This window comes from Halodurantibacterium flavum (assembly GCF_042681825.1).
Classification (GTDB): domain Bacteria; phylum Pseudomonadota; class Alphaproteobacteria; order Rhodobacterales; family Rhodobacteraceae; genus Halodurantibacterium; species Halodurantibacterium flavum.
Genome location: NZ_JBHUGH010000037.1, coordinates 94,346 through 119,638, shown reverse-complemented (window position 1 = coordinate 119,638; position 25,293 = coordinate 94,346). Strand labels below are relative to the sequence as shown.

The following is a 25,293-nucleotide window of genomic DNA, read 5'->3' as shown; positions in this document are numbered from 1 at the left end:
GACCCTGTGAATATGGTGCCCGGAACCGGAACTCAAGCATTCCGCAGCAACCGGTCACGATGCCGTGCCAGCCACAGCGCCGAAAGCAGAAGCGGCCCGTTCGTCAATGCGCCCTCATCCACCAGCGCCATCAGCTCTGAAAAAGTCAGAAGATGCGGGCGGATATCCTCGGCCTCTTCGTCCAGACCACCGGCGCGCGCGGCCCCGTCCGGCAGGTCGGCAAGGGCCACGTAGGAATAGAGGAATTCGGATTTGGCCGCCGGCGTCGGGTAATAGGTTCCGACCGGGTGCAGTGCGCCAAGGGTGATGCCGGCCTCTTCCTCGGCCTCGCGCCGGATCGCGGTTTCCGGGTCTTCCTGCGCATCCACCCGACCCGCAATCGGCTCCAGCAGCCAGGGCCGCCCGTCGCCACGCGCAAAGGGACCGACGCGGAACTGTTCGATCACCAGCACGCGGTCGCGGGCCTGGTCATAGGGCAGCACGGTCGCCGCATCGCCCGTCACAAAGACGGCGCGGTTCACCACCGGCGACATCGCCCCGTCATAGCGCGGATAGCTGAGGTCGTATTCCTCGACCGAAAAGAAGTTCGCATAGGGTTCGTGCCGCGCCGCGATCCGGATATCGGCCGCCTCGGGCGTCCCTGCCGCGCCGAGCCGCGCCGCCTCGGCCGGGGCATCGGAACCCCGGGCGCGCAGCCGGGCCGAGGCGCGCACCTGCACCTTGGGCCAGCGCCGCGCCAGTTCGGCCACGGGCCGGTCCGCGCGAAGTGCCATCGCATCCTCGGCCGCCGCGACCTGCAGCGTGCCCCAGCGTTCGGCCCATGCCGCCAGATCCCAGTCGCCGGCCGGCTGCCAGAGCCCTGCGCGCGGCACCCAGATCTGCGCCGCCTGCCCGCCGACGCTCACCTGCCGCAGGTCATAGCCGAACCCGCCTTCGTAATAGTCCAGCCGCTCGATATCCCCGGGTCCGAGATCGCGCGCCAGAACGCCCGTCGCGGTGGCGCCCGGTTCCGCCAGGATCATCGGGAAATCCTGATCAGCCACCGCATGGACCCGGTAATCGGCCAGCAGCGCGGGTTCAGTCACGACCTCACGGCCCAGAACCGCCCGCAGCAGCGGTTCATGCCGCAAGGTGCCGTAGAAGAAAAAGGAAGTCATCCGGCCCCCGTGCATCCTGTTCGCCAAAGGACAAGCACGGCGGACGGGTCAAGGACAAGCCCCTTTCTGCGCCGCAGCAGCGACCCTAGCGATGCGCCACCGTGATCTGCACCACATCGCAGTTGCCGCTGGCGAATGTCCCCGCGCAAGAGGTGAGGTAGAAGTTCCACATCCGGCGAAAGCGGTCGTCGAACCCCTGCGCGGCAATCTCGGACCAGCGGTCGTTGAAGGTCTCGCTCCAGCGGCGCAGCGTCTGGCTGTAGCTCTGGCCGAAGGCAAAGGTGTCGCGGATCTCCAGCCCCGCCCGCGCCACCTCGCGCCGCAGCGCCGAGGGGCTGGGCAGCATCCCGCCCGGAAAGATGAACTTCTGGATGAAATCGACGCCACGTTTGTAGGTCTCGAACCGGTGATCGGCCACCGTGATGATCTGAAGCGTGGCCGCCCCGCCCGGGCGCAGCCGGTCGCGCAGCGTGTCGAAATAGACCGGCCAATAGCGTTCGCCCACCGCCTCGAACATCTCGATCGAGGCGATGCCGTCATAGCTGCCGCGTTCGTCGCGATAGTCCTGCAGGCGGATATCGACGCGGTCCGACAGCCCGGCCCTGGCGATCCGTTCCACCGCATAGGCGTGCTGTTCCCTGGATATGGTCAGCGCCGTCACCCGCAGCCCGCGCGTTCCGGCGGCATATTCGCAGAACCCGCCCCAGCCGCAGCCGATTTCGAGCACATGGTCCCCCGGCCTGACGCCCATCCGGTCCACAAGGCTTTCGTATTTCTGGATCTGCGCCTTTTCCAGCGACTCCTGCCCGGTAAGGAACAGCGCCGAGGAATAGGTCATCGTGTCGTCGAGCCACAGCCGGTAGAAGTCGTTGCCGAGGTCGTAGTGATAGCTGATGTTCCGCTTTGCCTGTTCGCGGGAATTGCCGCGCAGCCAGTGGCGGAATTTCTCATAGTTGCGGACCAGCGCAAAGCCTGGAAAGCCGTCATAGACATCGTCATTGTCGGCATGGATCAGGTCCATGAAGGCCTGCAGGTCGGGGGTGGACCACCAGCCTTCCAGATAGGCCTCGCAGAAGCCCAGATCGCCCTCGCGGATCAGGCGGGTGAAGGTGTCCGGGTGGTGGATGATCAGTTCGGCGACGGGTCCGGGTGACGCGCCCTCGGCCCGGAATACCCGCCCGTCCGCCAGACGAAAATCAATGCGTCCGTTGCGCAGCCCCTGCGCCACGCGGAAGACCTGCGCGAAATAACGCGGCAGGTCCGACTGCCCCTCGGTCGCCAGAAAGACACTCATGCATCACACCCCCTGCAAACCCCGTTGGGGACACGGGCTTCACCCCCTTACTTTTTCGTGAGCCTAGCCGCTTCTGCCGAATGCTCAAGCATTTCTATGGCCGTAGGCGGCAAGAGCACGTTCGCGCCCCTCGCGCAGGGGGATAACGGGCTCGGGGTAGTTCTGGTCCGGCGACAGGTTCCAGCGGCGCGGCGCGGCGTCAAAGAAGGCCCGCGCCTCCGCGCCCGGTTCCGCCCCCTGTTCCACGGCAAGTTCCGCGACGAAACGGTGGATGTAGCGGGACTGCGGGTCGAATTTCTGCGCCTGGGTCTCCGGGTTGAAGATGCGGAAATAGGGCGCGGCGTCGGGGCCCGAACCCGCCACCCATTGCCAGCCGAGCGCATTCGAGGCCGGGTCCCAGTCGATCAGGCAATCCTCATACCACCGCAGCCCGACCCGCCAATCGGTCAGCAGATGCTTGGTGAGATAAGACGCAGCAATCATCCGCGCGCGGTTGTGGACGCGGCCGGTAACGAAAAGCTCCCGCATCGCGGCATCGACGAAGGGCTCGCCGGTCATGCCCTGCCGCCAGCGCCGCGCGTCAGAATTGTCGCGCCGCCAGCCGAAGGCGTTCCATTCCTCGCGCCAGTTGCGGTCGGTGATATGGGGCGTGTGGTAAAGCAGGTGATAGGCAAATTCGCGCCAGACCAGTTCCTTGCGGAAATGCTCAACCCCCGCGGTGGCGCCTTCTCCGGCGCGCAGGGCGGCCTGCCAGATCAGGCGCGGGCTTATCTCGCCATAGGTCAGGTTCTCCGACAGGCCGGATGTGGCGGGCCGGGCGGGGTGGTCGCGCCCCTCGCGGTAATCCTGCACCCGGTCCGCGATGAAGGCATCGAGCCGGTCGCGCGCCCTCTCCTCGCCCACACAGACATGCTGCGCGACGATTTCGGCACCCCGGTTCATCCGCGCGCCAAGCGCCCAGTCCTCCAGCCGCTCGGATGCGGGCCAGTCGGCGGGATGCGGGATGCGGGACGGCGCCGCTTGCGCCCCGGGCAGATCGCGCCCGGCAACCGCGCGCCAGAACGGCGAATAGACCTTGTAATAGCCGCCCTGCCCGGTCTCGACCTGCCACGGTTCGAACAGGAGGTGGCTGTTATGGCTTTCGACGGTCAGCCCGTCCTCGCGCAGGGCGGCCTTGACGGCCTTGTCCCGGCGCAGCGCCGCGGGCTCATACCAGCGGTTCCAGACGATCTGGCGCGCGCCCGTTTCCGCGACCAGCGCGCGCAGGGTTTCCAGCGCGGGCCCCTGGCGCAGGATCAGCCGGCTGTCGCGGCCCCGCAGCACGCCCGCGAAATGCCCGAGCCCCAGCCCGAGCCGCCAGAGCGGCGCCGCGCCCAGGCCCTCTGTCTCGGGGTCGAGGATGAAGACCGGGATCACGGGCCCCTGCGCCGCAGCCACCGCCAGCGCGGGATTGTCCGCCAGCCGCAGGTCGCGCCTTACCCACCAGATCACCGGAGTTTTCGTCACCTCCCGCCCCCATTACCGGGCCGCGCCCGTCACAGCACCTGATCTAGCGCCTGGATAAGGCGGTCAATATCGGCCCCCGACGTGTAATGGACAAAGGAAAGCCGAAGCACGCCCCGGTCCGGGTCGATGCCCATCGCGCGCAGCGGACGTTGGGCGTAAAAATCGCCACCCCAGCACATGATCCCGTGGCGGGCCAGATCCTCGGACAGATCCTGCGGGGCGCGGCGCGTTTCCAGCGCGACAGTGGGCGCGCGCAGGGCCGGATCGGACGGGCCGACCAGCCGCACATCGTTCCGCGCCCGCAGGTAATCGAGCAGCGGCGCAAGCAGCGCCGTTTCCTGCGCCCGGACCAGATCATGGACCCGCGCCGCCCGCGCAACGGGTGTCACCGTCGCCGCGTCGGCGCCGAAATGATGATCGTGCAGCGCATCCCAGTAATCGGCCATCCCGGCACAGGCCGCGATCTGGGCATGATCGGGTCCCGCGGGGGTGAACCGCTTGGTGCGCGTCCCGGCGTTGAAATGGTGGCCCTGCGCCGGAAGCCGGTCGGCCAGCGCCTGACGGATGACCATGATCCCCTGATGCGGGCCAAAGGTCTTGTAGGCGGAAAAGAGGTAGATATCCGCGCCCAGCGCCGCCACATCCGGCAGGCCATGGGGCGCATAGCTGACACCGTCGACACAGCTTGCCGCCCCCGCCGCGCGGATCATGGCACAGATCTGCACGACCGGGTTCACATGGCCCACCACATTGGAGCAATGAGGAAAGCAGACCAGCCGCACCCGGTCATCGAGCAGCCGCGCCAACGCCTCGGGGTCAAGAATACCGGTTGCCGGATCAAGCCGCCATTCCCGGATCTCGATTCCGGCGTCCCCAAGCCGGCGCCAGACGCCGCTGTTCGCCTCATGGTCCTGGTCGGTGACGACGACGGCGTCCCCCGGCTGCAGCATCTGCCGGAACGCCTGCGAAAGCACATAGGTATTCGCGCTGGTCGAGGGGCCGAAATGCAGCTCATCCCCGGCCACGTTCAAAAGCGCGGAAAGGCGGGCACGGGCCTCGTCCATCTCCTCGCCGCCGGCGGTTGCCGCCGGATAGGGCGCATAGGGCTGCACCTTGCGTTCGCGGTAAAAGCGCGTCAGCCGGTCGATCACCTGCCTGCAGGCGAACGAGCCGCCCGCATTCTCGAAAAAGGCCATCTCCGCCATGCCGGGCGCGTCGAAGGCCGGAAACTGCGCGCGGACGAATTCGGTATCAAGGCGGGTCATCGGGGTCTCCGGTTCTGGTTTCCCCAAGGCTTAGGCGGTTTGGCCGCGGCGCGGAAGGCCCTTGAAGACCCGCGCCGCGCGCCGTATATTTTGCATGTTCCTTCGGGGACTATGGCAATAAACGCGCTCGTAATAAGCGGATCGGACCCGGGGGCGGTACCCGGCGGCTCCACCAACACCCCGTCATTGGCGGTAAATGGGGCCGAAACAGGATCGACGAACGTCTAAAGGGGTTAGCTTTTGCCCGGTGAGGTACCACCGTTATCGGTCCGAAACGTACAGTTGCCAATGACAACCGTGCTCCGGCAATGGCTGTGGCTGCTTAAGCAGCTCCAGTCGCCGAAACTAAGTCCTTGCGCTTAGCCGCGTAAGGCGGGGTTCGCAGGCACCTGGCAACAGAAGCCTGCACTTCCACCTTGCACTGTTACACGTTGCCTGTAGCATCCCGCGCAATCAGGGCGCGAAAGGATGTCAGATGATGCAACGGGTCACATCCCGCAGGATGACCATTGCCGCGGCGATCGTGGCGGCCTCTGGCGCCGGCGCCGAGGAAGGGTTGCCCAAGCTCGGGCCCGAGGCAGTGCCCGTGACGGCCGAGACGACCTATCTGCGTCTTGCCCCGGCCGAGGATTTCTGGGCTTTTTCCCCCTTTGTCGTACCTCAGATCACCAGCTCGGCCTGTTCGGTCGCGGCCGTGACGGCGGCGATCAACGGGCTGCGGGGGCTGCCCGAGGGTGCCGAGACCCCGATCCTGACCCAGTCAGCCCTGCTGGAGGCCGTGAACAACCCCGCCTGGACCGAGGCCGTGGCCGAGGATGGCGACGGCGTGAGCTTTGCCCAACTGCTCGCCTATACGAGCGAGTCGCTCGCCGCGACCGGGATGACGGGCTATTCCGTCACCGCCCTTCGCCCCACGGGCGGCGCGCCCGAGGATGACCTTGCGACCCTTCACGCCCTGCTGGAGACGAATGAGAAAAGCGCGCGCGACGCCGTGCTTGTCTATTTCAACCAGGGCGTGGTGACGGGCGACTGGGACGGGCCGCATGTGGCGCTGATCGGGGCATATGACCTGATCAGCGAACGGGTGCTGATCCTCGAGGTCGATCAGGAATGGTACATCCCCTACTGGACCAGCACCGAGACGCTGCTCGCAGCGATGCTGCGGCCGGCACCCGAGGAACACGGTCCCCTGGCGGGGGAACGCGGCGGCCTGGTGCATATCCATCCGGTCGAGTAACCCTCAGCCAGACCAGCCCGGAGTCCCGCCATGACCCAACCCACCCTTGCCGAGGCAACGCGCGTCTTTGCACGGATCGGCCTTTTGTCCTTTGGCGGCCCGGCGGCACAGATCGCGCTGATGCATCGCGAACTGGTCGAGGAGCGCCCCTGGCTGAGCGAGCGGGATTATCTGAACGCGCTTTCGTTCTGCATGTTGCTGCCGGGGCCCGAGGCGATGCAGCTTGCGACCTATGCGGGGTGGAAGTTCCACGGCGTCCGGGGCGGGCTGATCGCGGGGCTTCTCTTCGTGCTGCCGGGGGCGGCGGTCGTGCTGGCGCTGGCGATGGCCTATGGCGCCTTCGGTCAGGTGCCGCTGGCGCAGGCGCTGTTCCTGGGGGTCAAGGCCGCGGTCGTGATCATCGTGATCGAGGCGCTGCTGAAGGTCGCGAAACGGGCGCTCAAGCGTCGGACGCACTGGATCATCGCTGGGCTCGCCTTTCTGGGGATCTTTGTCTTTCACCTGCCCTTTCCGCTGATCGTGGCGCTGGCGGGGATCTGGGGCTTTGCGATCAGCCGGGGCGACAACACCACGCCCCCGCCGATGGCGCGCGCCCATACCGGCCGGACGGTTCTGGTCTGGGGTGCGGTGTGGCTGGTGCCGCTCGGGCTGCTGTGGCTGCTGGAAGGCGGCATCCTGGCCGAGATCGCGCTGTTCTTTTCCAAGCTTGCCATCGTCACCTTTGGCGGCGCCTACGCCGTGCTTGCCTACATGACACAGGCGGTGGTCAACGACTTCGGCTGGCTCTCGACCGCCGAGATGATGGACGGTCTCGGCCTTGCGGAAACGACGCCTGGGCCGCTTATCCTTGTGACGGAATTCGTGGGTTATCTGGCGGCGCTGCGCGAAGGGGGCGTCGCGCTGGGGATCGCGGGCGCCGTCATCACCGTCTGGATGACATTCGCGCCATGTTTCCTGTGGATATTCGTGGGCGCGCCGTACCTTGGCTGGATTTCCAGCCGTCCGCGGCTGACCGGCGCGCTGTCGGCCATCACGGCGGCGGTGGTCGGGGTGATCCTGAACCTCTCGCTCTGGTTCGCGGCGCATGTGTTTTTCGGGCAGGTGGGCGAAGCGCGCCTTGGGCCGGCCTATCTCCTGGCGCCGGAATGGGCGACGCTCGACTGGCGGGCGGTGGTGCTGGCGCTGCTGGCGGGTTGGCTGATCCTGTGGCGTCACTGGGCGCTGCCGGGGGTGCTGGCGCTGATGGCGGTTCTGGGGCTCGTCCTCACCGCACTGTTCTGAGGCGAGTGCACGGGCTCCGGCACAACCGCAAAAATGGCCGCAACCCCTTCCTTTCGCCCCCGAATCCCCTATGCTGGCCCCAACTGCAAGGGGGATGCCGATGGCCCGATCTATCGACTACGGAAACCTGATGCACCACGCCATGCGTGGGCTGATCCGACAGGTGCTGTCGTCGGTCGCGCAGCAAGGGCTTCCGGGGTCGCATCACTTCTTCATCACCTTCGACACCAATCATCCCGATGTGGCGCTGGCCGACTGGCTGCATGACCGCTATCCGGGTGAAATGACCATCGTGCTGCAGCACTGGTTCGAAAACCTGCATGTGGATGAAGAAGGTTTCGCGGTGACGCTGAATTTCGGCGACCAGCCCGAACCGATGTATATCCCCTTTGACGCGATCCGCACCTTTGTCGACCCCTCGGTCGAATTCGGCCTCCGGTTCGAGACTCAGGAATCGGACGAAGAGGACGAGCTGGACGAGGATGACGAGGAAGGCGACGACACCTCACCCCCCGCGGGCGAGGTCGTGAGCCTCGACAGTTTCCGCAAATCCTGACGGTTCCTGCCGCTTTGGCGGGCCGCGGCGGCGCAGGTTCCCGGCGGGTCGGGCGCCCGTATACCGCCGCATACCGATTGCCTTCAGACTGTCTTGGCCCTATGACTTTCGCGACCGTCACGAGGAGGCCAGCCCATGACCAGAACCCGCACCGAAACCGACAGCTTCGGCCCGCTTGAGGTTCCCGCAGACAAGTACTGGGGCGCGCAGACGCAGCGTTCCATCATCAACTTTCCCATCGGTTGGGAAAAGCAGCCCGTGGCCATCGTCCGGGCGCTTGGCGTGGTGAAAAAGGCCTGCGCGCAGGCCAATGTGAGCTTGGGCGATCTGGACGCGAAGCTGGGCGAAGCGATTGCCGCCGCCGCGCAAGAGGTGATCGACGGCAAGTTCGACGACAACTTTCCGCTGGTGGTCTGGCAGACCGGTTCCGGAACCCAGTCGAACATGAACGCGAACGAGGTGATCTCGAACCGGGCGATCGAGATGCTGGGCGGCGAGATGGGATCGAAAAAGCCCGTCCATCCGAACGACCATGTGAACATGGGCCAGTCGTCCAACGACACCTTCCCGACCGCGATGCATGTGGCCACCGCGATGATGGCCCGCGACGTGCTGATCCCCGGGCTGGAAAAGCTGCACGCGGCGCTGGTGGCCAAGTCCGAGGCGTTCAAGGACATCATCAAGATCGGCCGGACCCATACGCAGGACGCGACGCCCCTGACGCTGGGCCAGGAATTCGGCGGCTACGCACACCAAGTCGCCATGGGCATCCGCCGGGTCAAGGCCGCACTGCCCGCGATCTATGAACTTGCGCAGGGCGGGACCGCGGTGGGGACCGGGCTCAACACCAAGAAGGGCTGGGGCGAAATGGTCGCCGCCAACATGGCCGAAATCACCGGCCTGCCCTTCGTCACCGCGCCGAACAAGTTCGAGGCGCTGGCCGCCCATGACGCGATGGTGGAAATGTCGGGCGCGGTGAAGGTCGCGGCGGCCTCGCTCTTCAAGATCGCGAACGATCTGCGCTTCCTCGGCTCCGGCCCGCGCTCGGGTTTGGGCGAGTTGATCCTGCCCGAGAATGAACCCGGGTCGTCGATCATGCCGGGCAAGGTGAATCCGACCCAGGCCGAGGCGCTGACCATGGTCTGCGCCCATGTCATGGGCAATGACGCAGCCGTGGGCTTTGCCGGGTCGCAGGGGCATTTCGAGCTCAACGTCTTCAAGCCGATGATCAGCTACAACGTGCTGCAATCCATGCAGCTTCTGGGCGACAGCGCGTCGGCCTTCACCGACAACATGGTCGTGGGGATCGAGGCGAATACCCAGCGGATCGACAAGCTGATGAAGGAAAGCCTGATGCTGGTGACGGCGCTCGCGCCCACCATCGGCTATGACAACGCGACCAAGGTGGCCAAGACCGCCCACAAGAACGGCACGACCCTCAAGGAAGAGGCCATCGCGCTCGGTTTCGTGGACGAGGAGACCTTTGACCGCGTCGTCCGCCCCGAGGACATGATCGGGCCCAAGGGCTGATGGCAAAGCTCGTCAACCTGCGTCAGGTCCGCAAGGACCGCGCCCGCACCGACAAGCGGGCCAAGGGGGACGAGAATGCCGCAAAGTTCGGCCGCAGCAAGGCCGAACGCGATCAGGAGGCGGCGCGGGCCGAAAAGGCCCGTGCCCATCTCGACGCCCACAAGCGCGACCCGGGCTGAGCAGCCCCGATGTCAGGGCGGCCCGAGAAACACTCGCTTACGCTAAGGGGTCATCGAACCAGCGTTTCTCTGGAGGCCGAGTTCTGGCGCGCCTTCCGCGCGATTGCCGCCGAACGCGACCTGCCGATCAACGTTCTGGCCGCCGAGATCGATGCGGAACGCGAAGGCGATATCGGCCTCGCCTCGGCGATCCGGCTGCACGTGCTGCGTCACTATCAGCGCCGGTCAGAGGAAGCGATGAATCGGCAGATGCCCGATGAACCATGACAGGGACCGCCGCATGTAGGGCGCATCGGGTTCGTGCCCCATCTGCGACCCGTCCGGCAGGTTCCAGCGCAGGCGCCGCCCCTCAAGCGACAGGGCAAAGGCTACCTCGGGCCGGACCAGCCGCGCGACCTCGGCCTCCAGCTCGGCCACCAGATCGGGATGTTCGAACAACACCCCCATTTCGGTGTTCAGAAACGCGGATCGCAGGTCGTAGTTGAAGGACCCGATGAAACCCGCGCGGCCGTCCACGATAAAGGCCTTGCCATGCAGCATCTCGCCCCGGCGGCCCTGTTCATCGGGCGGCGCGAATTCGTGGATGCGCACCCCCTTTTCCAGCAGCGGCTTGCGATAGCGGCGATAGGCGCCATGGACGACCATGTGGTTGGTCGCCGCAAGGGCGTTCGTCACGACCTCGACCGAAACGCCCCGCTGCGCGAGATCCTGGAGAAAGGCCACGTCCTCCTTTCCCGGGACGAAATAGGGCGTGACCATCTGCAGCCGCGCGGTGGCGCCGTCAAATACCGGGCGGAGCTTTTGGGTAATCCAGGCCTGCCTTTCCTGCCCCTGCGCCTTTTCGGGTGGATCGACCAGCAGTTCGGCCTTGTCGGTCCAGTGCAGCCCCGCAGTCAGGCCCCCTGGCGGGGGCAGGCGCGCAAGGTAGTCCCGCGCGCCCTGCCCGGCGGCCACCGCGCGCAGGCGCGTTCTTGCGCGGCCCAGATCGGCCTCATACCCCATCCAGAGCGCGGCGATGGGCAGGGCCATGCTGCAGTTCCAATAAGCGTCAAAGCTCTTCTGGACCGCAGGCAGCAGCGCCCCCGCGACCACAAGATCATAGTCGCGGGAACTGCGCCGCCGCGTACGCCGCGCCCCGAAATAGGTGTCGCCGATATTGCGCCCGCCGACGATCGCGACCCGCCCGTCGGCGATCCAGGCCTTGCAATGCATCCGGCGGTTATAGCGCACCAGCGCCAGCAACATCTCGGCCCCGCGCCGCAGCGCGTTGCGCCGGTTCAGCACCGGGTTGAAGACCCGCACCTCGATCATCGGGTGACGGTTCAGCGCCAGATAGATGCGGTCGAATCCTTGCGTGTTCACATCGTCCAGAAGCAGCCGCACCCGCACCCCGCGGTCGGCAGCCGAAAGCAGTTCGTGCAGCAGCAACCGCCCCGTCAGGTCGTCGCGCCAGATGTAGTAAAGCGCATCGAGGCTGCGTCCGGCCTTCTGCACCGCCTCCTGCCGCAGGGAAAAGGCGCGCAGGTTGTCCACCACCAGCGACAGCCCCGTCTGGCCGGGTCGTTCCGCAAGCAAAGGCAGCACAAGCCGGTCGAGCGCGCTGTTGCCGGCCAGGGGCAGCGCGAAGGACTGCGCCCCCCTCGCCTGCCGCGCGAAGCGGCCAAAGGACCAGAGCGCGAGCGCCGATGCCGCGGCAAAGGCTGCGACCGCCAGCAGAACCCACCATGCCCAGAACATCAGGTGTTCCGCTGCATCAGGGGCGCAGTCGCAGGCGTGCCTTGACCGGCAGGTGGTCCGAGGCGATGCGGGAAAGCGGGCTCATATGCGGTTCGATATCGACCACCTCGGCCCGGGAACAGGCAAAGATCCGGTCGAGCGGCAGCATCGGCCTGCGGGCAGGAAAGCTTGCGACCATCGCGCCCTCGGCGCCGTAGTGGTCGCGCAGCGGCGTCAACGAACAGCCCGGCCCGCGCCGCCATTCGTTCAGATCGCCCAGAAGGATCGTCGGCCGGTCATCCGCCCCGGCCTGCGCCGCCACCAGCGCCCGCGCCTGCAACAGCCGCGACCCCTTGAGCAGCCCCAGATGCGCGGCGATCACCCGCAGGGGCGCGTCACCGATCCGCAGATCGACCATGACCGCGCCACGCGGCTCCAACCCCGGCAGGTCGATGGGCCGCACATCCTCGACCTCGGCATCGCGCAGCAGAACCACATTCCCGTGCCAGCCATGGGAAAGCCGGCCCCTGCGGGTGGGGAGCATCACGGGTTCCAGCCCCGCAAGGTCCTTCAGCGCGTCGAGGTCGAGCACCCCGGCCCGGTCGCCAAAGCGGCGGTCGGCCTCTTGCAGCGCGATGACGTTGGGGGCGATTTCGCCGATGACGCGGGCGATCCGCGCGGGATCGCGGCGCATGTCGAGCCCGACGCCCTTGTGCACGTTATAAGATGCAACCAGCAACTCGGGCGGCGCCCCAAGGCCGGGGGCCTCATGCGTCAAGGGGTCGATGCGGGCGGCGCTGCGTCTTTCCATGATGGGAAGATGGGCGCGTTGCAGCGGACTGGCAAGTCAGTTTCCGGCCTTTTCCTCCAGCATCAGCCACTCTTCCTCGGCCGCCGACAGGCTCGACTGCCGTTCGGCCAGCATCTCGGTCGCCTTGCGGAACTTGACGGGTTCGCGGGTGAAAAGCTCCGGATCGGACAGAAGCTGTTCCAGCTTGGCGATCTCGCCCTCCAACCGCTCGATCACACCCGGCAGGGAATCGAGCCGGTGCCGTTCGGTGTAGCTCAGGCCTTGCGCCGGCTTGCGGGATGGCGCGGGCCGCGCGGTGGGTTCCGGGGCGGCGACGGCTTTCCGGGCCTTTGTGGCGGGCTCGGGCGTGGCCTCTTCCGTCTCGGCCCGCTGGGCGCGATAGTCGCTCCAACCCCCGGCATAGACGATCGCGCGGCCATTCCCCTCCATCGCGACAGTGGTCGTGGCCACCCGGTCGATGAAATCGCGGTCGTGGCTGACCAGCATCACCGTTCCATCATAATCGCCCAGAAGATCCTGCAAGAGATCCAGCGTCTCGACATCCAGATCGTTGGTCGGTTCGTCGAGGATCAGGAGGTTCGATTCCCGCGCCATGATCCGCGCGAGCAGGAGCCGCGCCCGTTCGCCCCCCGACAGCGCCCGCACCGGCGCCCGCGCCTGCCGCTCGTCAAAGAGAAACTCCTTGAGATAGCCCACGACATGCCGGGGCTGACCGCGCACCATGACCTGATCGGCCTGCCCGGACACGCCCATCAGCGGATCGCCCGTCAGGCTTTCCCACAGCGTAGCGTGGGGGTCGAGCCGCGCCCGGGCCTGATCGAAGACCGCGATCTCCAGATTGGTGCCCAGCCGCACCTCGCCGGCATCGGGCTTGATCTCTCCGGTCAGCATCCGGAGCAGCGTCGTCTTGCCCACCCCGTTGGGGCCGACAAAGGCGATCCGTTCGCCACGCTGCACCCGGAACGAGAAATCGCGCACGATCGCGCGGTCGCCAAAGGATTTCGACAGGTCGCGCACCTCGACCACCAGCTTGCCCGATTGCGGCCCCGCCTCCAGCGCCATTGCGGCAACGCCCTGACGGCGGATCTGGCCCGCGCGCTCCTCGCGCAGGGTGGCAAGGGCACGCAGCCGGCCCTGATTGCGCTTGCGCCTTGCGCTGATCCCCTCGACGGCCCAGCGAGCCTCGGCCTTGATCTTGCGGTCGAGCTTGTGGCGGGCCTCGTCCTCGGCGGCCCAGACCTCATCCCGCCAGGTCTCGAACCCCTCGAAGCCCCGGTCCTGCCGCCGCGCGACGCCCCGGTCGATCCAGAGCGTGGCGCGCGTCAGCGCCCGCAGGAAGGCTCGGTCGTGCGAGATCAGGACAAAGGCGGTGCGGGTCTGCGACAGCTCTGCCTCAAGCCACTGGATCGCCTCGATATCGAGGTGGTTCGTCGGCTCGTCCAGCAGCATCAGTTCCGGCGCCTCGGCCAGAAGCCGCGCCAGCGCCGCCCGACGCCGCTCGCCGCCCGATGCCGTGGCGACCGACGCGGTCGGGTCGAACTTGAGCCCCTCGGCAACCATCGCGACGCGATATTCCTCGCCCTCGGGCAGGGTCGCCGCGGCATAATCTCCAAGCGTCGCAAAGCCAGACAGGTCAGGGTCCTGTTCCATGTAGCCGACCTTGACGCCCGGCGGGATGACGCGGCTGCCCTGATCGGCCTCGACCAGCCCCGCCATGATCTTCATGAGCGTGGATTTCCCCGACCCGTTGCGCCCGACCAGCGCCACCCGGTCGCCTTCCTGCACCACAAGATCGAGATTGTCGAAAAGCGGCTCGCCGCCAAAGGTGAGCGAGATACCGGAAAGCTGAAGAAGGGGTGCGCGTGCCATGCCGGTCAGCTATCGACGCGCCTGCCCCGCGTCAAGGTCGCGCGCCACCGGGCGGGCCCCCGTGTCAGGCGATGTCAGGTGGCATCCGCCCGCATCAGCCGCGCCCGCGACGGCGGGATCGCCCGGATTTCAAGCCCGGTGAACACATGCAGCGTGCCCAGATCCCGGTCGACCACGGCATGGTCGCTGACCCAGCCGCCCATCACCAGATAGCTGCGCAAGAGCGGCGGCATCCCCCGCATCGCAAGGCGCGCGTCGGGCTTGTTCCGGCGAAAAAGCCGGGCAAACCGAAAGACGTCCGGCGCCTTGACCTTGGGCAGCCAGCATTTCGGCGCAAGATGCCGCTGCGCCAGAACGGTAAAGGCGTCGCGATAGGCCTCTGCCTCGGTGCCGTTGAAGGACGAACAACCAAACAGCATCTCGATCCGCTCCTGGTCGACGATCCGCGCCAGCGCCCCCCAGGCCACGCGCAGGATATCAGGGTCATGCCAGGCCGGGTGGATGCAGAACCGCCCCATCTCGACCATGCGGCCGCCATAGCTGCGCAGGGCGGAAAGTTCGTAATACTGCGCGGAATAGCTTTGCCCGATCTCGGCCCCATCGGCGAGTTCCAGAAGCCGGAAGCAACAGACGAGCGTGCCCGAAGCAGCTTCTTCCACCAGCACATGGTGGCAGCGGTCGTCGAATGCGTCGCAATCGCGGGCATCGTCGGGGGTGCGGTCAGGCCCGGGGCCGCTGCCGGTCAGCCCGCGGTTCGAGATGAAGCAGAGGTATCGAAGCCGCTGTGCCGCCGCGACATCCTGCTGCGTCGCGGCAAGCCTTGCGCTGTAACGACCCTTGCGCAGTGCCAGCTGCATGGCCGGCCCTCTCCTGACTTGGCGTCGCAGGGCGCGCCGCCTACATAACGATGTGACCAACTACCATGGCAAATGTGACAGCCTTGCGAAGAAAGTAAAGCCCATGCCTGACAAGATCATCAAGTCCGACGAGGAATGGCGGCAGGAGCTCGACCCGCTCACCTATGAGGTGACGCGCAATCACGGGACCGAACGCGCCTTTACCAACGACGATTTCCCGAAAGATCCGGGAACGTTCCGCTGCGCCTGCTGCGGTGCGGCGCTGTTCGATCAGGAAACGAAATATGACAGCGGCAGCGGATGGCCCTCTTTTTATGCACCGCTGGATCAGGATGCGGTCGGCCTGTCAGAGGATACGAGCCATTTCATGCGCCGCACCGAGGTTCATTGTGCCCGCTGCGAGGCGCATCTGGGCCACGTGTTTCCCGACGGGCCGCAGCCAACCGGCCTGCGCTATTGCATGAACGGGGTCGCGCTTCGGTTCGAACCCGAAGCCTGACGACCCCTATCAGGTGGGCGCCCCCGTGGCGCCCATCTGGCGCCCCCACCTGACGCCCCCTGCCCTCAGTCGATCAGATCCTCGGCGCGCAGGTTGCCCAGGTTGCCCAGAATCTGACCCAAGGCGCTGACACCGCGGATATTGGTGTCCGTCACGCGGCGCGACAGCACGACCGCCCGGCCCTGTTCCAGCCCGAAGCGTTCCACATTCGCGACCGTGCCGTTCGGGGCAAAGCTGATCGAGACCACCTGACGCTGGATTTCCTGCGGGGCGCGCGCGCCCGACCGGCGATAGCGGCTCTGGACGTAATACCAAGCGTCATCTGTCAAGAGCCCCCCGGTCGAGGGTCGGCCCACGGCCTCGGCCACGGTGTCGCGGGTATCGCGGCCCACGGCGATCTGCGCGAGGTCATACTCGCTCGGCGCGTATCCGTGGTCGCGATAGATATCTGCACAGGCGACGACCGAAAGCAGGGCAAAGCCCGCCACAACGCCGCGCGCAATGCGCCCCAGCCTGTCCATTCCGCCCCCTTGCCTTGTGTGCCCAAGCCTCATATCTCCGATTACAGAAGCTTTGGCTGCACTGCAAGCAGACAGCCGCATTGAACCGTGCCGCGGCCAGCGGCCCCCACGCCCACCGTTCACGATCAGGGGAACCGCGCCATGACCGATCAGGTAACCGACCAACCCTATTCCCACCCGCTCCGGGTCGCCGACCTGCCGGGGCGCAAGCCCTCGCGGTTCGAGATCGTGCCGGATGACGGCCAGCTTCAGGCGATTGCCGCCGCGATCGGGGCAAGCAACCTGCGCAAGGTCCGGATGAAGGGCGAACTGCGCCCCCTGGGCCGGACCGACTGGGAACTGGAGGCGGAACTGGGCGCAACCGTCGTGCAGCCCTGCATCGTGACGCTTGCGCCCGTCACCACCCGCATCGACGAGCCGCTCAGCCGGCGCTGGCTGCGCGACATGCCCGAACCCGCGGGGGATGAGGCTGAAATGCCCGCCGATGACGGGGCCGAACCGCTTGGTCCCGTCATCGACCTCGGCATCGTGCTGACCGAGGCTCTGGCGCTGGCGCTGCCGCTTTATCCCCGCGCGCCCGGCGCCGAACTGGGTGAGGCCGGTTTCGCCCCGCCCGGGGCCGAACCGCTGAGCGAGGACAAGATCCGGCCCTTTGCCGCGCTCGCCGCGCTGCGTGACAAGCTCGGCACGGCCCCGGCACAGGGTGACGGCGCAGAAGAAGCGCCCGGCTCCGAGGCCGATGGGGGGGTCGATGGAAAGGCCGCTGCAAAGCCCGGTGGCGGCCTGTCGAAAGACGATTGAACGGCCCCAGAAAAGACTTGCGCCGGCGCAGAATCCCAGTATGTTCCCGGCCTCGTTTGAAGTGTGGGTTTCGTGACGCGGCCCTGCGGGAAATTGCGTCGAAACTCTATAAGAATCTGGGGCCCCGGCCCCCCATAACCCGAGGTTGTGACATGGCTGTCCCTCAGAACCGAGTAACCCGTTCGCGCCGTAACATGCGCCGGTCGCATGACGCGCTGGTCGCGGGCAACCCGAACGAATGCAGCAACTGCGGCGAGCTCAAGCGCCCGCACCACGTCTGTGGCGCCTGCGGCCACTATGACGACCGTCAGGTCGTTGCAGTGACCGAAGAGGTCGAACTGGACGAAGACGCAGCATAAGCACGGCCGGCACCCAGATGATGGATACGCGCGATCCTCACGGAAAGGGTGCAGGCCGGATCGTCATATCGGTCGATGCGATGGGCGGGGATCGCGGCCCGGCGGCTGTGGTCGCCGGCATTGCCTATTCCGCCCATAAGAATCCCGACATCGCCTTCATCCTGCATGGCGACGAAGCGGAACTGACGCGCCTTGTGCGCCGCCGCCGCGATCTTGCCGGTCGCTGCGAGATACGTCATGCGGAACGTGTCGTGCAGATGCACGAAAAGCCCAGCCATGTCGTGCGCCATGGCGAAGGCACCTCGATGTGGTCCACCATCGAGGCCGTCCGCAACAAGGAGGCGACGGTCGCGGTTTCCTGCGGCAATACCGGCGCGCTGATGGCGCTGTCGATGTTGCGGCTCCGGCGGCTTCCGGGGGTCAACCGGCCCGCCATCGCCTGCCTCTGGCCCTCGCGCAACCCGCACGGGTTCAACGTGATGCTGGACGTGGGCGCCGATATCCGCGCCGATTCCGAGGACCTGCTGCAATATGCGCTGATGGGCGCGGCCTATGCCAGGAACGGCCTCGCGCTCGCCTGTCCGCGTGTGGGCCTGCTGAATGTCGGCACCGAAGAACACAAGGGCCGCCCGGAACTCAAGGTCGCGGCCGACCGTATCGCTGGCGCCGCGCAGGCGGGCGGCTACGAATATGTCGGCTATGTCGAGGGTGGCGACATCCCCGGTGCCCGCTGCGACGTGATCGTGACCGACGGCTATACCGGCAACATCGCGCTCAAGACCGGTGAGGGGACGGCGACGCTCATCAGCCTCTTGTTGCGGCAGGCGTTCCAGAAAACCCCCCTTTCGCGCGTGGCGGCTCTGCTCGCGCTCCCCTCTCTGAAGCGGCTGCAAAAGCGGATCGACCCGCGCCGGGTCAATGGCGGGGTGTTCCTCGGCCTGAACGGCACAGTCGTGAAATCGCATGGCAGCGCCGATGCGACCGGGGTTTCGGCGGCAGTCAAGCTCGCCTTTCGCCTTGCGCAGTCCGGTTTTCAGGATCGTCTGGCCGCGCGTGTTGCATCTGCGGTCCAGTCGGGTCAGGATGCGACACAGGAAAACGAAGGAAATGGTGGTGCCGCATGACGTTACGCGCCGTTGTCAGGGGCGTCGGGCACTATCTGCCTGAAAGGATCGTCCCGAACGCCGAATTCGAGGACAGGATCGACACCAGCGACGAATGGATCCGCACCCGGTCCGGGATCGAGCGGCGCCATTTCGCCGCCGAGGGGGAAACGACCTCCGATCTTGCCACCCATGCTGCCCGCGCCGCGCTGGCCGATGCCGGGATGGATGCGACCGATATCGACGCCATCGTCCTTGCGACCTCGACCCCCGACTTCACCTTTCCCGCCGTCGCCACGATCGTGCAGGGAAACCTGGGGATGACCTCGGGCTTCGGCTTTGACGTGCAGGCGGTCTGCGCGGGGTTTGTCTTTGCGCTCGCCAATGCGAATGCGATGATCCAGACGGGTCAGGCGCGGCGGGTTCTGGTCATCGGGTCCGAGACTTTCAGCCGGATCATGGAGTGGTCCGACCGGTCGACGTGCGTCCTCTTTGGCGACGGTGCGGGCGCGTTGGTCCTCGAGGCGCAGGAAGGCCAGGGCACGAACCGGGATCGCGGGATTCTGTCGCTCGACCTTCATTCCGACGGGCGGCACCGGGACATTCTTTACGTCGACGGCGGCGTTTCGAGCAACCAGAGCACCGGCGTCCTGCGGATGCAGGGCAAGGAAGTGTTCCGCCACGCCATCGAAAAGCTTGCGCAGACGGCCCACACCGCCCTGGACCGCGCGGGGCTGACCCCCGAGGATGTCACCTGGATCGTGCCGCATCAGGCCAATCTGCGTATCATCAAGGGCACCGCCCAACGGATGGGCGTCGGGATGGACCGCGTGGTGGTGACGGTGCAGGACCACGGGAATACCTCGGCCGCGTCGATCCCGCTGGCGCTTTCGGTCGGAAAGGCGCGCGGCCAGATCAAAGAGGGCGACCTGATCGTAACCGAGGCGATCGGCGGCGGTCTTGCCTGGGGATCGGTCGTTCTGCGCTGGTAATCGCCGGCCCCAAGTCATTGATATTGACAGCGGTTTTTGATTCTCCCATGCTTCGTCGAAATCTGGGGGAGAATATGGGCGAAAAAACCGTCACCCGCATGGATCTGAGCGAGGCCGTCTTCCGCGAAGTGGGCCTGTCGCGCAACGAATCCGCGCAACTCGTCGAATCTGTCCTGCAGCACATGTCCGACGCGCTTGTCGCCGGTGAGCAGGTCAAGATCTCCTCTTTCGGGACCTTCAGCGTCCGGGACAAGGCCGCCCGCGTGGGCCGCAACCCGAAGACCGGGGATGAGGTTCCGATCTCTCCGCGCCGGGTGTTGACCTTCCGCGCCTCGCATCTGATGAAGGATCGCGTCGCCGCGGGCAACAAGGGCTGAGGATCGGGACACTGGCCGGAACAATGGAAAAATCGCGCAACGCCTTTCGCACGATCAGCGAAGTGGCCGACTGGCTGGACACGCCCACCCATGTGCTCCGCTTCTGGGAAAGCAAGTTCCCCGAGATCCGGCCGCTCAAGCGCGCGGGGGGGCGTCGCTATTACCGGCCCGCCGATATCGCGCTGATCGCCGGGATCAAGAAGCTGCTGCACGAAGACGGGATGACCATCCGCGGGGTGCAGAAGGTGCTGGGTGAACAGGGCGTGCGCCATGTCGCCTCGCTGGCCGGGACGCCCCGGGCCGATGACGCATGGCCGGGCACTGCCGATGAGGGTGCGGGCGAGGACGAAGCCCCGATGATTCTCGATGCCGAGGAAGAGGACACGCGGCTGGCGCAGGGGAATGTCGTCGCGCTTCCGACTCGCGGCCGGATCAGCAGCCCGGCGGAATCGAAAGAGGAACGGCTGGTGGCCCGCCTCCGCCGGCTACGGGGCAAACCGCTTGCCGATGCGGACGCAATGGCTGTGCTGCGCGACCGTCTGCGCGGGCTGCGGACGCGGCTGCAGGACGGTCTGCCGGGCTGAAACGGCCCCGGCTGCGCCCGGATGCGAATGTGCGCCGGGCGTCGGATTTCTGCTTGCCCCCGCCGTCAGACCGGGTATGTATGCCCCCGTCGGGCCGTGGCGCAGCCTGGTTAGCGCGTCCGTCTGGGGGGCGGAAGGTCGCGAGTTCGAATCTCGCCGGCCCGACCAACAAGGAAACGCCCGTGGCAGCAATGCCGCGGGCGTTCCTCTATCCGCAGCCGGAAAACGGCGCGTAGGCGAAAGGGGACGGGAATGGATCGGATCGGCGTGCTGCCAGTTCAGGCATTGCAGGGCATGGTCACGCGGGGTGAAATCCTGACCGACGCGCCCCTGGCCGAAGGGCAGGTCCAGCCCGCGAGCCTTGATCTCCGGCTGGGCAAGACCGCCTATCGGGTCCGCGCCTCGTTTCTGGCAGGGGCCGGGCGCAAGATCGCCGACCGCCTTGCCGAGTTCGAGATGCATCAGGTCGATCTGACCGGGGGCGCGGTTCTGGAAAAGGGCTGCGTCTACCTCGTTCCGCTGCTCGAGTCGCTCGCCCTGCCCCATGATGTTCAGGCCGTGGCGAATGCCAAAAGCTCGACCGGGCGGCTGGATCTTCTGACCCGCACCATCATCGACGGCGGGACCGAGTTCGACCGCATTCCCGCAGGCTATCACGGCCCGCTTTACGCCGAGATCTGCCCGCGCTCTTTCTCGGTGCTGGTGCGGACGGGGATGCGGCTCAACCAGATCCGCTTCCGGCGCGGGCAATCCATCCTGACGGATGCAGAGCTGCGCAGCCTTCACGACCGTTCGCGGCTGGTTTCCGGTGAGGCCGTGATCTCGGACGGTCTCGGCTTTTCCGTGGACCTGCGCCCCGAGGGAACGGACCTCGTGGGCTGGCGCGCCAAGCCGCATACGGGGGTTATCGACCTCGACCGGATCGGCGCCTATGACCCGGCCGAGTTCTGGGAAGAGATCCGCAGCCGTGACGGCAAGATCATCCTCGACCCCGGCGCGTTCTACATTCTGGTCAGCCGCGAGGCGGTGCATATCCCGCCTGAATACGCCGCCGAGATGGCGCCTTATCTGGCGATGGTGGGCGAATTCCGGGTCCATTACGCAGGCTTTTTCGACCCGGGCTTCGGCCATGCGGCAGCGGGCGGATCGGGGTCGCGCGGCGTGCTCGAGGTCCGCTGCCACGAGGCACCCTTCGTCCTGGAACATGGACAGGTCGTGGGCCGCCTGATCTATGAACGCATGGCCGAGGTGCCCGAAACGCTTTACGGCGCGGGCATCGCCTCCAACTATCAGGGTCAGGGGCTCAAGCTGTCGAAGCACTTTCGCGCGGGCTGATCCGCAACCAGATCCCGTCTCGCGCCCGCACGGTCAGATGCGCTTCGGGCACCGGAACCCGCCCCGCGACCGTCTCGAACCGGAAACTGCGCACCAGCATCGCCAGCAGCAGGACACCCTCGGCCATGGCAAAGCCCGCGCCGGGGCAGACGCGGGCGCCGGTGGAAAACGGCATATAGGCCTCGCGCGACGACTGGCGCCCCTCGCTGCGCTGCCAGCGATCGGGGTCGAAACCATCGGGATCGTCCCACAACCGTTCATGCCGGTGCAGATGCCAGGGCGACAACACGAACTGCGCACCGGGCGCGATATCGCGGTCGCGGAACCTCTCGGCCCCATGGTTTTCGCGTACCATCATCGGGACCGGAGGATAGAGCCGCAGCGTTTCGCGGAACACGTCGCGCGTGAAACGCAGGCGGGCGAGGCTGCCGAAATCCGGCGAAAGCTGCGCCGATTCCGCCGCCACCCGGTCCTGCGCCTCGGGGAAGAGCGCGAGCAGATACAGCGCCCAGCCAAGCGCCGAGGCGCTGGTCTCATGCCCCGCCAGAAAGAAGATCGCCACCTGATCGACCATTTCCGCCGTGTCGAACCGCGCGCCGGTCAGGGGGTCGGGGGTCGTCATGATCTTGGTCGCCAGGTCGTCCGGCGCGGTCCCAGCCTTGATCGCCGCCATCCGCGCGGCGGTCAGTTCGGTGATCAGCCCGCGGATCGCCCGCGCCGCCCGGTATGTGCCCCGCCTGTGAAACCGGGGCAGCCAACGCGGAAGCGGCAGAAAGGCCGCAAGGTTCACGATGGGCTGCAAGCGCTGATAGCTGCGGAACTCCCGAAAGACCTGCGCCGCGATCCGGTGCTCGATCGGGATCGAGAAGAGCGTGCGAAAGATCACGTCGGCGGCGGCGTGGCTCGCCTCGGCCTCGATCTCGATCACGGCCGGGGCTTGCGCGCGAAGGCGGGCCGTGGCGGCCTCTGCGGCCTCCCACATAGCGGGAAAGGTGTCGCGCAGCCGCCCGCCCTCGAAGGCGGGGTCGATGATCCGGCGCTGGCGTTTCCAGATCTCGCCATTGGTCACGAAGACCGAATTTCCAAGCAGCGGTGCAAGACCTTCGCGCACGCGGTCGCTTTTGGGAAAGGCATCGGGGCGTTCGTTCAGGATCACCCGCAGGACGGACGGATCGTTGACGACAAAGCTGCGAAAGAACGGTGTGCGGAATTCCGCCATCCAGGCGCGGTAAAGCCGCGCCGGATGCGCCGACAAGAGATCCCGGCGGAAAAGCCGCACATAGCGCCAGAACGACACCTTGTCGGGGCGGGCGGCGGGCTTGGGCGGGCGCGTCATGCGGCCCCGCGGGACAGATGCGGCGACAGCACGGTTTCCTTCCGCTGCGCAGAGGGCTGACGATGCCCGAACCGCGCGCCGAGCGTCACGCTGCCCGCCGTGATGGCGAAATAATCATAGTCACCGGGTCGGTCGAAGGCGTGGAGATACTGGAAATGCAGCCGGAAGAACCGATGCCGCAGCCGCGCCCAGGTCTCGGGCCGGAGCGTCTGGCTGAACGCCGCCGACAGGACAAGCGGCCAGCGCTTGCCCTCACCCCCTGCCCCGGAAACGGCGACGGGATCGCAGAGCGCATAGCAGCAGGGATCGGCGGGGGCCGAGACATCGACCCAGACCACTTGGTCGGACCGCGAGAGGTAATGCAGATCCGCGCGCAGCCGGTCGGCCCGGGGCAGGAAGCTCTGCATCGGGACGGCCTGCCCCAGCGACAGGAACGAGAGCGCCGGCCCGCCATCGCGTACATGGCCGCCGCGCAGCACATCGGCGAGGATCGACACGCCCAGATGCACGCCCGAGGAATGGCCGACCACAAGCACCTCGTCCACATCCTCGCGCAGCGCCGCCGCGACAAGCGCCGTGAACTCGGACATGCGCGCCTCAAGCGCGGGCGGATTGGCACCGTAATGGCGCGCGGTGAAGCCGTAGTCATGCAGCAGGTAATAGGCGTAAAGGCGCCCGTCGATCCGGCGGAACCACCAGAGGACCGGCGGCAGCACCAGCATCCCCAGTGGGAGCGCCATCCAGCCGGGCAGCCAGAGCGACAGCAGAAACCCGAGCCCGAACCCGACCAGCATCGCAATGGCCAACTGCCCCAGCAACATCACCACCGGATACATCGCCGTCAGAACCGGCCCCTTGCGCAGACGGAAAAGCCGCCCCATCGCCCCGGTCGAAAGGTAAATCCAGAAGGTCCGCAGCAGCAGAAGATAGGTCGCCAGCACCCCGCCCCCCATCGACTGCCGCACGATATCGGTCCAGTGCAGCACATGGACCCGCGTATCGGCGGGTGTGCCGTCCGGGTCGGCCGTCACCGTCCAGCCATAGGGTAGATCGGGGCGCCCGGTCGCGCCGATCGTCAGGCTGTATCCCGAGATCGCGGCCTGCGCGGCGCCTTCGCGGCGATAGATTTCCCGGTAGCGGCGGGGGGGAAAGGGATCGTAGCCGGGCAGGTAGAACACGACCCGTCGATGCACCGGCCCCTCTGGCATCAAACACGCTCCGCGATCGTCACCCTTACCCGCGACAGGCTAGGCCAAATCGGGGCGGAGCGTAAGCCCCCCTCACCTCAGCCAAGGGTGCTGAGCGCGGGGAACGTCTCCAAGAGCCACCAGGAAAAGGCGGAAAAGGCACCCGTCACCAGCGCGACCCCCACGATGATCAGAAGGACGCCGGAAATCCGCTCGATCAGGCGCATATGCCGCTTGATCCGGTTCATCAGGCCCATCGACCGCTCGATAAAGAGCGCGGACAGAAGAAACGGTATCCCGAGCCCCGCCGCATAGACCCCGAGCAGCGCCGTTCCCCGCTCCACGGACGCCTCGGACGCGGCAAGCGACAGGATCGCCCCCAGCTGCGGGCCGATGCAGGGCGTCCAGCCAAAGGCAAAGGCCAGCCCCAGCACATAGGCGCCCAACGCCGACCCGCCCTGATCGCCCGCATCGAGCCGGGCCTCGCGGTTCAGCAGCGGAATGCGGAAGACGCCCAGGAAATGGAGCCCGAAGACGATCACCACCGCGCCCGAGACCTGCATGAAGATCTGCTGGTTGCGCAGAAAGAACATCCCCATCGCCGAGGCGGTGAAACCGAGGATCAGGAAGACCGTGGAAAGTCCCAGCACGAAGAAGATCGCCGGCAGCAGGGCACTGCGCCGCTTTTCCCGCAGGTCGCCCATGGAAATCCCGCTCATATACGCGAGATAGGGCGGCACGATCGGCAGAACGCAGGGGCTGAGAAACGAGAGCACGCCGGCCGCCAGCGCGACCGTCATGGCCGGCAACAGGTCCGCGCTGAAGATATCGATGCCGAACATGGTTCACCCCTTGCCCGTCCCACTTACGCGATGGGGCGCGCGGCGTCACGTGGCGCGGTGTCACATCAGCGTAAGCAGACGGCCCGAAAGCAAAGCGCC

General features: G+C 66.7%; 26 protein-coding genes, 1 tRNA gene and 1 other RNA gene. 16 read left to right on the top strand and 12 right to left on the bottom strand.

The window, feature by feature from the left end; genetic code table 11:
• Window positions 1-32 precede the first annotated feature (32 nt).
• From ACFSGJ_RS19485 to ACFSGJ_RS19470, 4 genes are all read right to left on the bottom strand, one after another.
• Entirely contained in the window at window positions 33-1,157 is a 1,125-nt protein-coding gene (locus ACFSGJ_RS19485) for an NUDIX domain-containing protein (RefSeq protein WP_390265716.1), read from the bottom strand.
• Between the two features lie 85 nt (window positions 1,158-1,242).
• Window positions 1,243-2,451 (bottom strand): class I SAM-dependent methyltransferase, encoded by a 1,209-nt coding sequence (locus ACFSGJ_RS19480; protein ID WP_390265714.1) that lies wholly within the window; start codon window positions 2,449-2,451, stop codon window positions 1,243-1,245.
• An 84-nt stretch (window positions 2,452-2,535) separates the two neighbouring features.
• Complete coding sequence (locus ACFSGJ_RS19475; protein WP_390265712.1) at window positions 2,536-3,957, bottom strand: cryptochrome/photolyase family protein; 1,422 nt, start codon at window positions 3,955-3,957, stop codon at window positions 2,536-2,538.
• A 29-nt stretch (window positions 3,958-3,986) separates the two neighbouring features.
• Window positions 3,987-5,222 carry an aminotransferase class V-fold PLP-dependent enzyme gene (locus tag ACFSGJ_RS19470; protein WP_390265710.1) on the bottom strand — a complete coding sequence of 412 codons (1,236 nt, stop codon included), beginning with the start codon at window positions 5,220-5,222 and terminating at the stop codon, window positions 3,987-3,989.
• Window positions 5,223-5,279: 57 nt separating this feature from the next.
• Between ACFSGJ_RS19470 and ssrA the strand changes: the two genes are divergently transcribed.
• The 7 genes from ssrA (at window position 5,280) to ACFSGJ_RS19435 (ending at window position 10,272) form a co-directional block, all read left to right on the top strand.
• Window positions 5,280-5,632, top strand: a transfer-messenger RNA (tmRNA) gene (gene ssrA, locus ACFSGJ_RS19465).
• A gap of 65 nt (window positions 5,633-5,697) precedes the next feature.
• Window positions 5,698-6,459 carry a phytochelatin synthase family protein gene (locus ACFSGJ_RS19460; RefSeq protein WP_390265708.1) on the top strand — a complete coding sequence of 254 codons (762 nt, stop codon included), beginning with the start codon at window positions 5,698-5,700 and terminating at the stop codon, window positions 6,457-6,459.
• 30 nt (window positions 6,460-6,489) lie between these two features.
• A complete protein-coding gene (gene chrA, locus ACFSGJ_RS19455) occupies window positions 6,490-7,740 on the top strand; it encodes a chromate efflux transporter (protein ID WP_390265706.1) in 1,251 nt (416 codons plus the stop codon).
• A gap of 100 nt (window positions 7,741-7,840) precedes the next feature.
• A complete protein-coding gene (locus ACFSGJ_RS19450) occupies window positions 7,841-8,296 on the top strand; it encodes an SspB family protein (RefSeq protein WP_390265704.1) in 456 nt (151 codons plus the stop codon).
• Window positions 8,297-8,431: 135 nt separating this feature from the next.
• Entirely contained in the window at window positions 8,432-9,826 is a 1,395-nt protein-coding gene (gene fumC, locus ACFSGJ_RS19445; RefSeq protein WP_390265702.1) for a class II fumarate hydratase, read from the top strand.
• A complete protein-coding gene (locus ACFSGJ_RS19440; protein ID WP_390265700.1) occupies window positions 9,826-10,005 on the top strand; it encodes a DUF4169 family protein in 180 nt (59 codons plus the stop codon). The genes fumC and ACFSGJ_RS19440 overlap by 1 nt, the downstream gene beginning before the upstream one ends.
• Before the next feature lie 9 nt (window positions 10,006-10,014).
• Window positions 10,015-10,272, top strand: coding sequence for a ribbon-helix-helix domain-containing protein (locus ACFSGJ_RS19435; RefSeq protein ID WP_390265698.1), 258 nt, complete (start codon window positions 10,015-10,017; stop codon window positions 10,270-10,272).
• On the opposite strand, the gene ACFSGJ_RS19430 is transcribed toward ACFSGJ_RS19435, so the two are convergent.
• The 4 genes from ACFSGJ_RS19430 to ACFSGJ_RS19415 all read right to left on the bottom strand — a co-directional run bounded on the left by ACFSGJ_RS19430 (window position 10,231) and on the right by ACFSGJ_RS19415 (window position 15,258).
• Window positions 10,231-11,742 (bottom strand): phospholipase D-like domain-containing protein, encoded by a 1,512-nt coding sequence (locus tag ACFSGJ_RS19430; protein WP_390265696.1) that lies wholly within the window; start codon window positions 11,740-11,742, stop codon window positions 10,231-10,233. The two genes, ACFSGJ_RS19435 and ACFSGJ_RS19430, sit on opposite strands and share 42 nt — an antisense overlap.
• A gap of 16 nt (window positions 11,743-11,758) precedes the next feature.
• Window positions 11,759-12,532, bottom strand: coding sequence for an endonuclease/exonuclease/phosphatase family protein (locus tag ACFSGJ_RS19425; RefSeq protein WP_390265694.1), 774 nt, complete (start codon window positions 12,530-12,532; stop codon window positions 11,759-11,761).
• Between the two features lie 36 nt (window positions 12,533-12,568).
• Window positions 12,569-14,401: an ATP-binding cassette domain-containing protein gene (locus ACFSGJ_RS19420; protein ID WP_390265692.1), complete on the bottom strand. Its 1,833-nt coding sequence runs from the start codon at window positions 14,399-14,401 to the stop codon at window positions 12,569-12,571.
• Window positions 14,402-14,475: 74 nt separating this feature from the next.
• On the bottom strand, window positions 14,476-15,258 hold the full coding sequence (locus tag ACFSGJ_RS19415; protein WP_390265690.1) for a GNAT family N-acetyltransferase: 783 nt from the start codon (window positions 15,256-15,258) through the stop codon (window positions 14,476-14,478).
• 103 nt (window positions 15,259-15,361) lie between these two features.
• Here ACFSGJ_RS19415 and msrB point away from each other — a divergent pair, with 103 nt between their 5' ends.
• Entirely contained in the window at window positions 15,362-15,757 is a 396-nt protein-coding gene (gene msrB, locus ACFSGJ_RS19410) for a peptide-methionine (R)-S-oxide reductase MsrB (protein ID WP_390265688.1), read from the top strand.
• Window positions 15,758-15,822: 65 nt separating this feature from the next.
• On the opposite strand, the gene ACFSGJ_RS19405 is transcribed toward msrB, so the two are convergent.
• Complete coding sequence (locus tag ACFSGJ_RS19405; protein ID WP_390265686.1) at window positions 15,823-16,278, bottom strand: outer membrane protein assembly factor BamE; 456 nt, start codon at window positions 16,276-16,278, stop codon at window positions 15,823-15,825.
• A gap of 141 nt (window positions 16,279-16,419) precedes the next feature.
• Between ACFSGJ_RS19405 and ACFSGJ_RS19400 the strand changes: the two genes are divergently transcribed.
• From ACFSGJ_RS19400 to ACFSGJ_RS19365, 8 genes are all read left to right on the top strand, one after another.
• Window positions 16,420-17,079, top strand: coding sequence for a YceD family protein (locus ACFSGJ_RS19400; RefSeq protein WP_390265684.1), 660 nt, complete (start codon window positions 16,420-16,422; stop codon window positions 17,077-17,079).
• A gap of 152 nt (window positions 17,080-17,231) precedes the next feature.
• Entirely contained in the window at window positions 17,232-17,438 is a 207-nt protein-coding gene (gene rpmF / locus ACFSGJ_RS19395; protein ID WP_390265682.1) for a 50S ribosomal protein L32, read from the top strand.
• Window positions 17,439-17,455: 17 nt separating this feature from the next.
• On the top strand, window positions 17,456-18,562 hold the full coding sequence (plsX, locus tag ACFSGJ_RS19390) for a phosphate acyltransferase PlsX (RefSeq protein ID WP_390265680.1): 1,107 nt from the start codon (window positions 17,456-17,458) through the stop codon (window positions 18,560-18,562).
• Window positions 18,559-19,533 carry a beta-ketoacyl-ACP synthase III gene (locus ACFSGJ_RS19385; protein WP_390265678.1) on the top strand — a complete coding sequence of 325 codons (975 nt, stop codon included), beginning with the start codon at window positions 18,559-18,561 and terminating at the stop codon, window positions 19,531-19,533. The genes plsX and ACFSGJ_RS19385 overlap by 4 nt, the downstream gene beginning before the upstream one ends.
• A 74-nt stretch (window positions 19,534-19,607) precedes the next feature.
• Complete coding sequence (ihfA, locus tag ACFSGJ_RS19380) at window positions 19,608-19,910, top strand: integration host factor subunit alpha (protein ID WP_390265676.1); 303 nt, start codon at window positions 19,608-19,610, stop codon at window positions 19,908-19,910.
• Window positions 19,911-19,933: 23 nt separating this feature from the next.
• Window positions 19,934-20,494, top strand: coding sequence for a MerR family transcriptional regulator (locus ACFSGJ_RS19375; RefSeq protein WP_390265674.1), 561 nt, complete (start codon window positions 19,934-19,936; stop codon window positions 20,492-20,494).
• Between the two features lie 90 nt (window positions 20,495-20,584).
• Window positions 20,585-20,662, top strand: a tRNA-Pro gene (locus ACFSGJ_RS19370).
• Between the two features lie 84 nt (window positions 20,663-20,746).
• Window positions 20,747-21,829, top strand: coding sequence for a 2'-deoxycytidine 5'-triphosphate deaminase (locus ACFSGJ_RS19365; RefSeq protein WP_390265672.1), 1,083 nt, complete (start codon window positions 20,747-20,749; stop codon window positions 21,827-21,829).
• Here the strand turns inward: ACFSGJ_RS19365 and ACFSGJ_RS19360 are convergent.
• The 3 genes from ACFSGJ_RS19360 to ACFSGJ_RS19350 form a co-directional block, all read right to left on the bottom strand.
• Window positions 21,798-23,165, bottom strand: a complete 1,368-nt coding sequence (locus ACFSGJ_RS19360) for a cytochrome P450 (protein ID WP_390265670.1) — start codon at window positions 23,163-23,165, stop codon at window positions 21,798-21,800. The two genes, ACFSGJ_RS19365 and ACFSGJ_RS19360, sit on opposite strands and share 32 nt — an antisense overlap.
• Window positions 23,162-24,373 (bottom strand): hypothetical protein, encoded by a 1,212-nt coding sequence (locus ACFSGJ_RS19355; RefSeq protein ID WP_390265668.1) that lies wholly within the window; start codon window positions 24,371-24,373, stop codon window positions 23,162-23,164. Before ACFSGJ_RS19355 ends, ACFSGJ_RS19360 begins: the two co-directional genes overlap by 4 nt.
• A 77-nt stretch (window positions 24,374-24,450) precedes the next feature.
• Window positions 24,451-25,194, bottom strand: coding sequence for a cytochrome c biogenesis CcdA family protein (locus ACFSGJ_RS19350; RefSeq protein WP_390265666.1), 744 nt, complete (start codon window positions 25,192-25,194; stop codon window positions 24,451-24,453).
• Window positions 25,195-25,293 lie beyond the last annotated feature (99 nt).

What these genes read in the sequence shown, in the direction of transcription:
- ACFSGJ_RS19485 (WP_390265716.1), bottom strand. Translation starts at nt 1,157, where the DNA reads ATGACTTCCTTTTTCTTCTACGGCACCTTGCGGCATGAACCGCTGCTG.
- ACFSGJ_RS19480 (WP_390265714.1), bottom strand. Translation starts at nt 2,451, where the DNA reads ATGAGTGTCTTTCTGGCGACCGAGGGGCAGTCGGACCTGCCGCGTTAT.
- ACFSGJ_RS19470 (WP_390265710.1), bottom strand. Translation starts at nt 5,222, where the DNA reads ATGACCCGCCTTGATACCGAATTCGTCCGCGCGCAGTTTCCGGCCTTC.
- ACFSGJ_RS19460 (WP_390265708.1), top strand. Translation starts at nt 5,698, where the DNA reads ATGATGCAACGGGTCACATCCCGCAGGATGACCATTGCCGCGGCGATC.
- chrA (WP_390265706.1), top strand. Translation starts at nt 6,490, where the DNA reads ATGACCCAACCCACCCTTGCCGAGGCAACGCGCGTCTTTGCACGGATC.
- ACFSGJ_RS19450 (WP_390265704.1), top strand. Translation starts at nt 7,841, where the DNA reads ATGGCCCGATCTATCGACTACGGAAACCTGATGCACCACGCCATGCGT.
- fumC (WP_390265702.1), top strand. Translation starts at nt 8,432, where the DNA reads ATGACCAGAACCCGCACCGAAACCGACAGCTTCGGCCCGCTTGAGGTT.
- ACFSGJ_RS19440 (WP_390265700.1), top strand. Translation starts at nt 9,826, where the DNA reads ATGGCAAAGCTCGTCAACCTGCGTCAGGTCCGCAAGGACCGCGCCCGC.
- ACFSGJ_RS19435 (WP_390265698.1), top strand. Translation starts at nt 10,015, where the DNA reads ATGTCAGGGCGGCCCGAGAAACACTCGCTTACGCTAAGGGGTCATCGA.
- ACFSGJ_RS19430 (WP_390265696.1), bottom strand. Translation starts at nt 11,742, where the DNA reads ATGTTCTGGGCATGGTGGGTTCTGCTGGCGGTCGCAGCCTTTGCCGCG.
- ACFSGJ_RS19425 (WP_390265694.1), bottom strand. Translation starts at nt 12,532, where the DNA reads ATGGAAAGACGCAGCGCCGCCCGCATCGACCCCTTGACGCATGAGGCC.
- ACFSGJ_RS19420 (WP_390265692.1), bottom strand. Translation starts at nt 14,401, where the DNA reads ATGGCACGCGCACCCCTTCTTCAGCTTTCCGGTATCTCGCTCACCTTT.
- ACFSGJ_RS19415 (WP_390265690.1), bottom strand. Translation starts at nt 15,258, where the DNA reads ATGCAGCTGGCACTGCGCAAGGGTCGTTACAGCGCAAGGCTTGCCGCG.
- msrB (WP_390265688.1), top strand. Translation starts at nt 15,362, where the DNA reads ATGCCTGACAAGATCATCAAGTCCGACGAGGAATGGCGGCAGGAGCTC.
- ACFSGJ_RS19405 (WP_390265686.1), bottom strand. Translation starts at nt 16,278, where the DNA reads ATGGACAGGCTGGGGCGCATTGCGCGCGGCGTTGTGGCGGGCTTTGCC.
- ACFSGJ_RS19400 (WP_390265684.1), top strand. Translation starts at nt 16,420, where the DNA reads ATGACCGATCAGGTAACCGACCAACCCTATTCCCACCCGCTCCGGGTC.
- rpmF (WP_390265682.1), top strand. Translation starts at nt 17,232, where the DNA reads ATGGCTGTCCCTCAGAACCGAGTAACCCGTTCGCGCCGTAACATGCGC.
- plsX (WP_390265680.1), top strand. Translation starts at nt 17,456, where the DNA reads ATGATGGATACGCGCGATCCTCACGGAAAGGGTGCAGGCCGGATCGTC.
- ACFSGJ_RS19385 (WP_390265678.1), top strand. Translation starts at nt 18,559, where the DNA reads ATGACGTTACGCGCCGTTGTCAGGGGCGTCGGGCACTATCTGCCTGAA.
- ihfA (WP_390265676.1), top strand. Translation starts at nt 19,608, where the DNA reads ATGGGCGAAAAAACCGTCACCCGCATGGATCTGAGCGAGGCCGTCTTC.
- ACFSGJ_RS19375 (WP_390265674.1), top strand. Translation starts at nt 19,934, where the DNA reads ATGGAAAAATCGCGCAACGCCTTTCGCACGATCAGCGAAGTGGCCGAC.
- ACFSGJ_RS19365 (WP_390265672.1), top strand. Translation starts at nt 20,747, where the DNA reads ATGGATCGGATCGGCGTGCTGCCAGTTCAGGCATTGCAGGGCATGGTC.
- ACFSGJ_RS19360 (WP_390265670.1), bottom strand. Translation starts at nt 23,165, where the DNA reads ATGACGCGCCCGCCCAAGCCCGCCGCCCGCCCCGACAAGGTGTCGTTC.
- ACFSGJ_RS19355 (WP_390265668.1), bottom strand. Translation starts at nt 24,373, where the DNA reads ATGCCAGAGGGGCCGGTGCATCGACGGGTCGTGTTCTACCTGCCCGGC.
- ACFSGJ_RS19350 (WP_390265666.1), bottom strand. Translation starts at nt 25,194, where the DNA reads ATGTTCGGCATCGATATCTTCAGCGCGGACCTGTTGCCGGCCATGACG.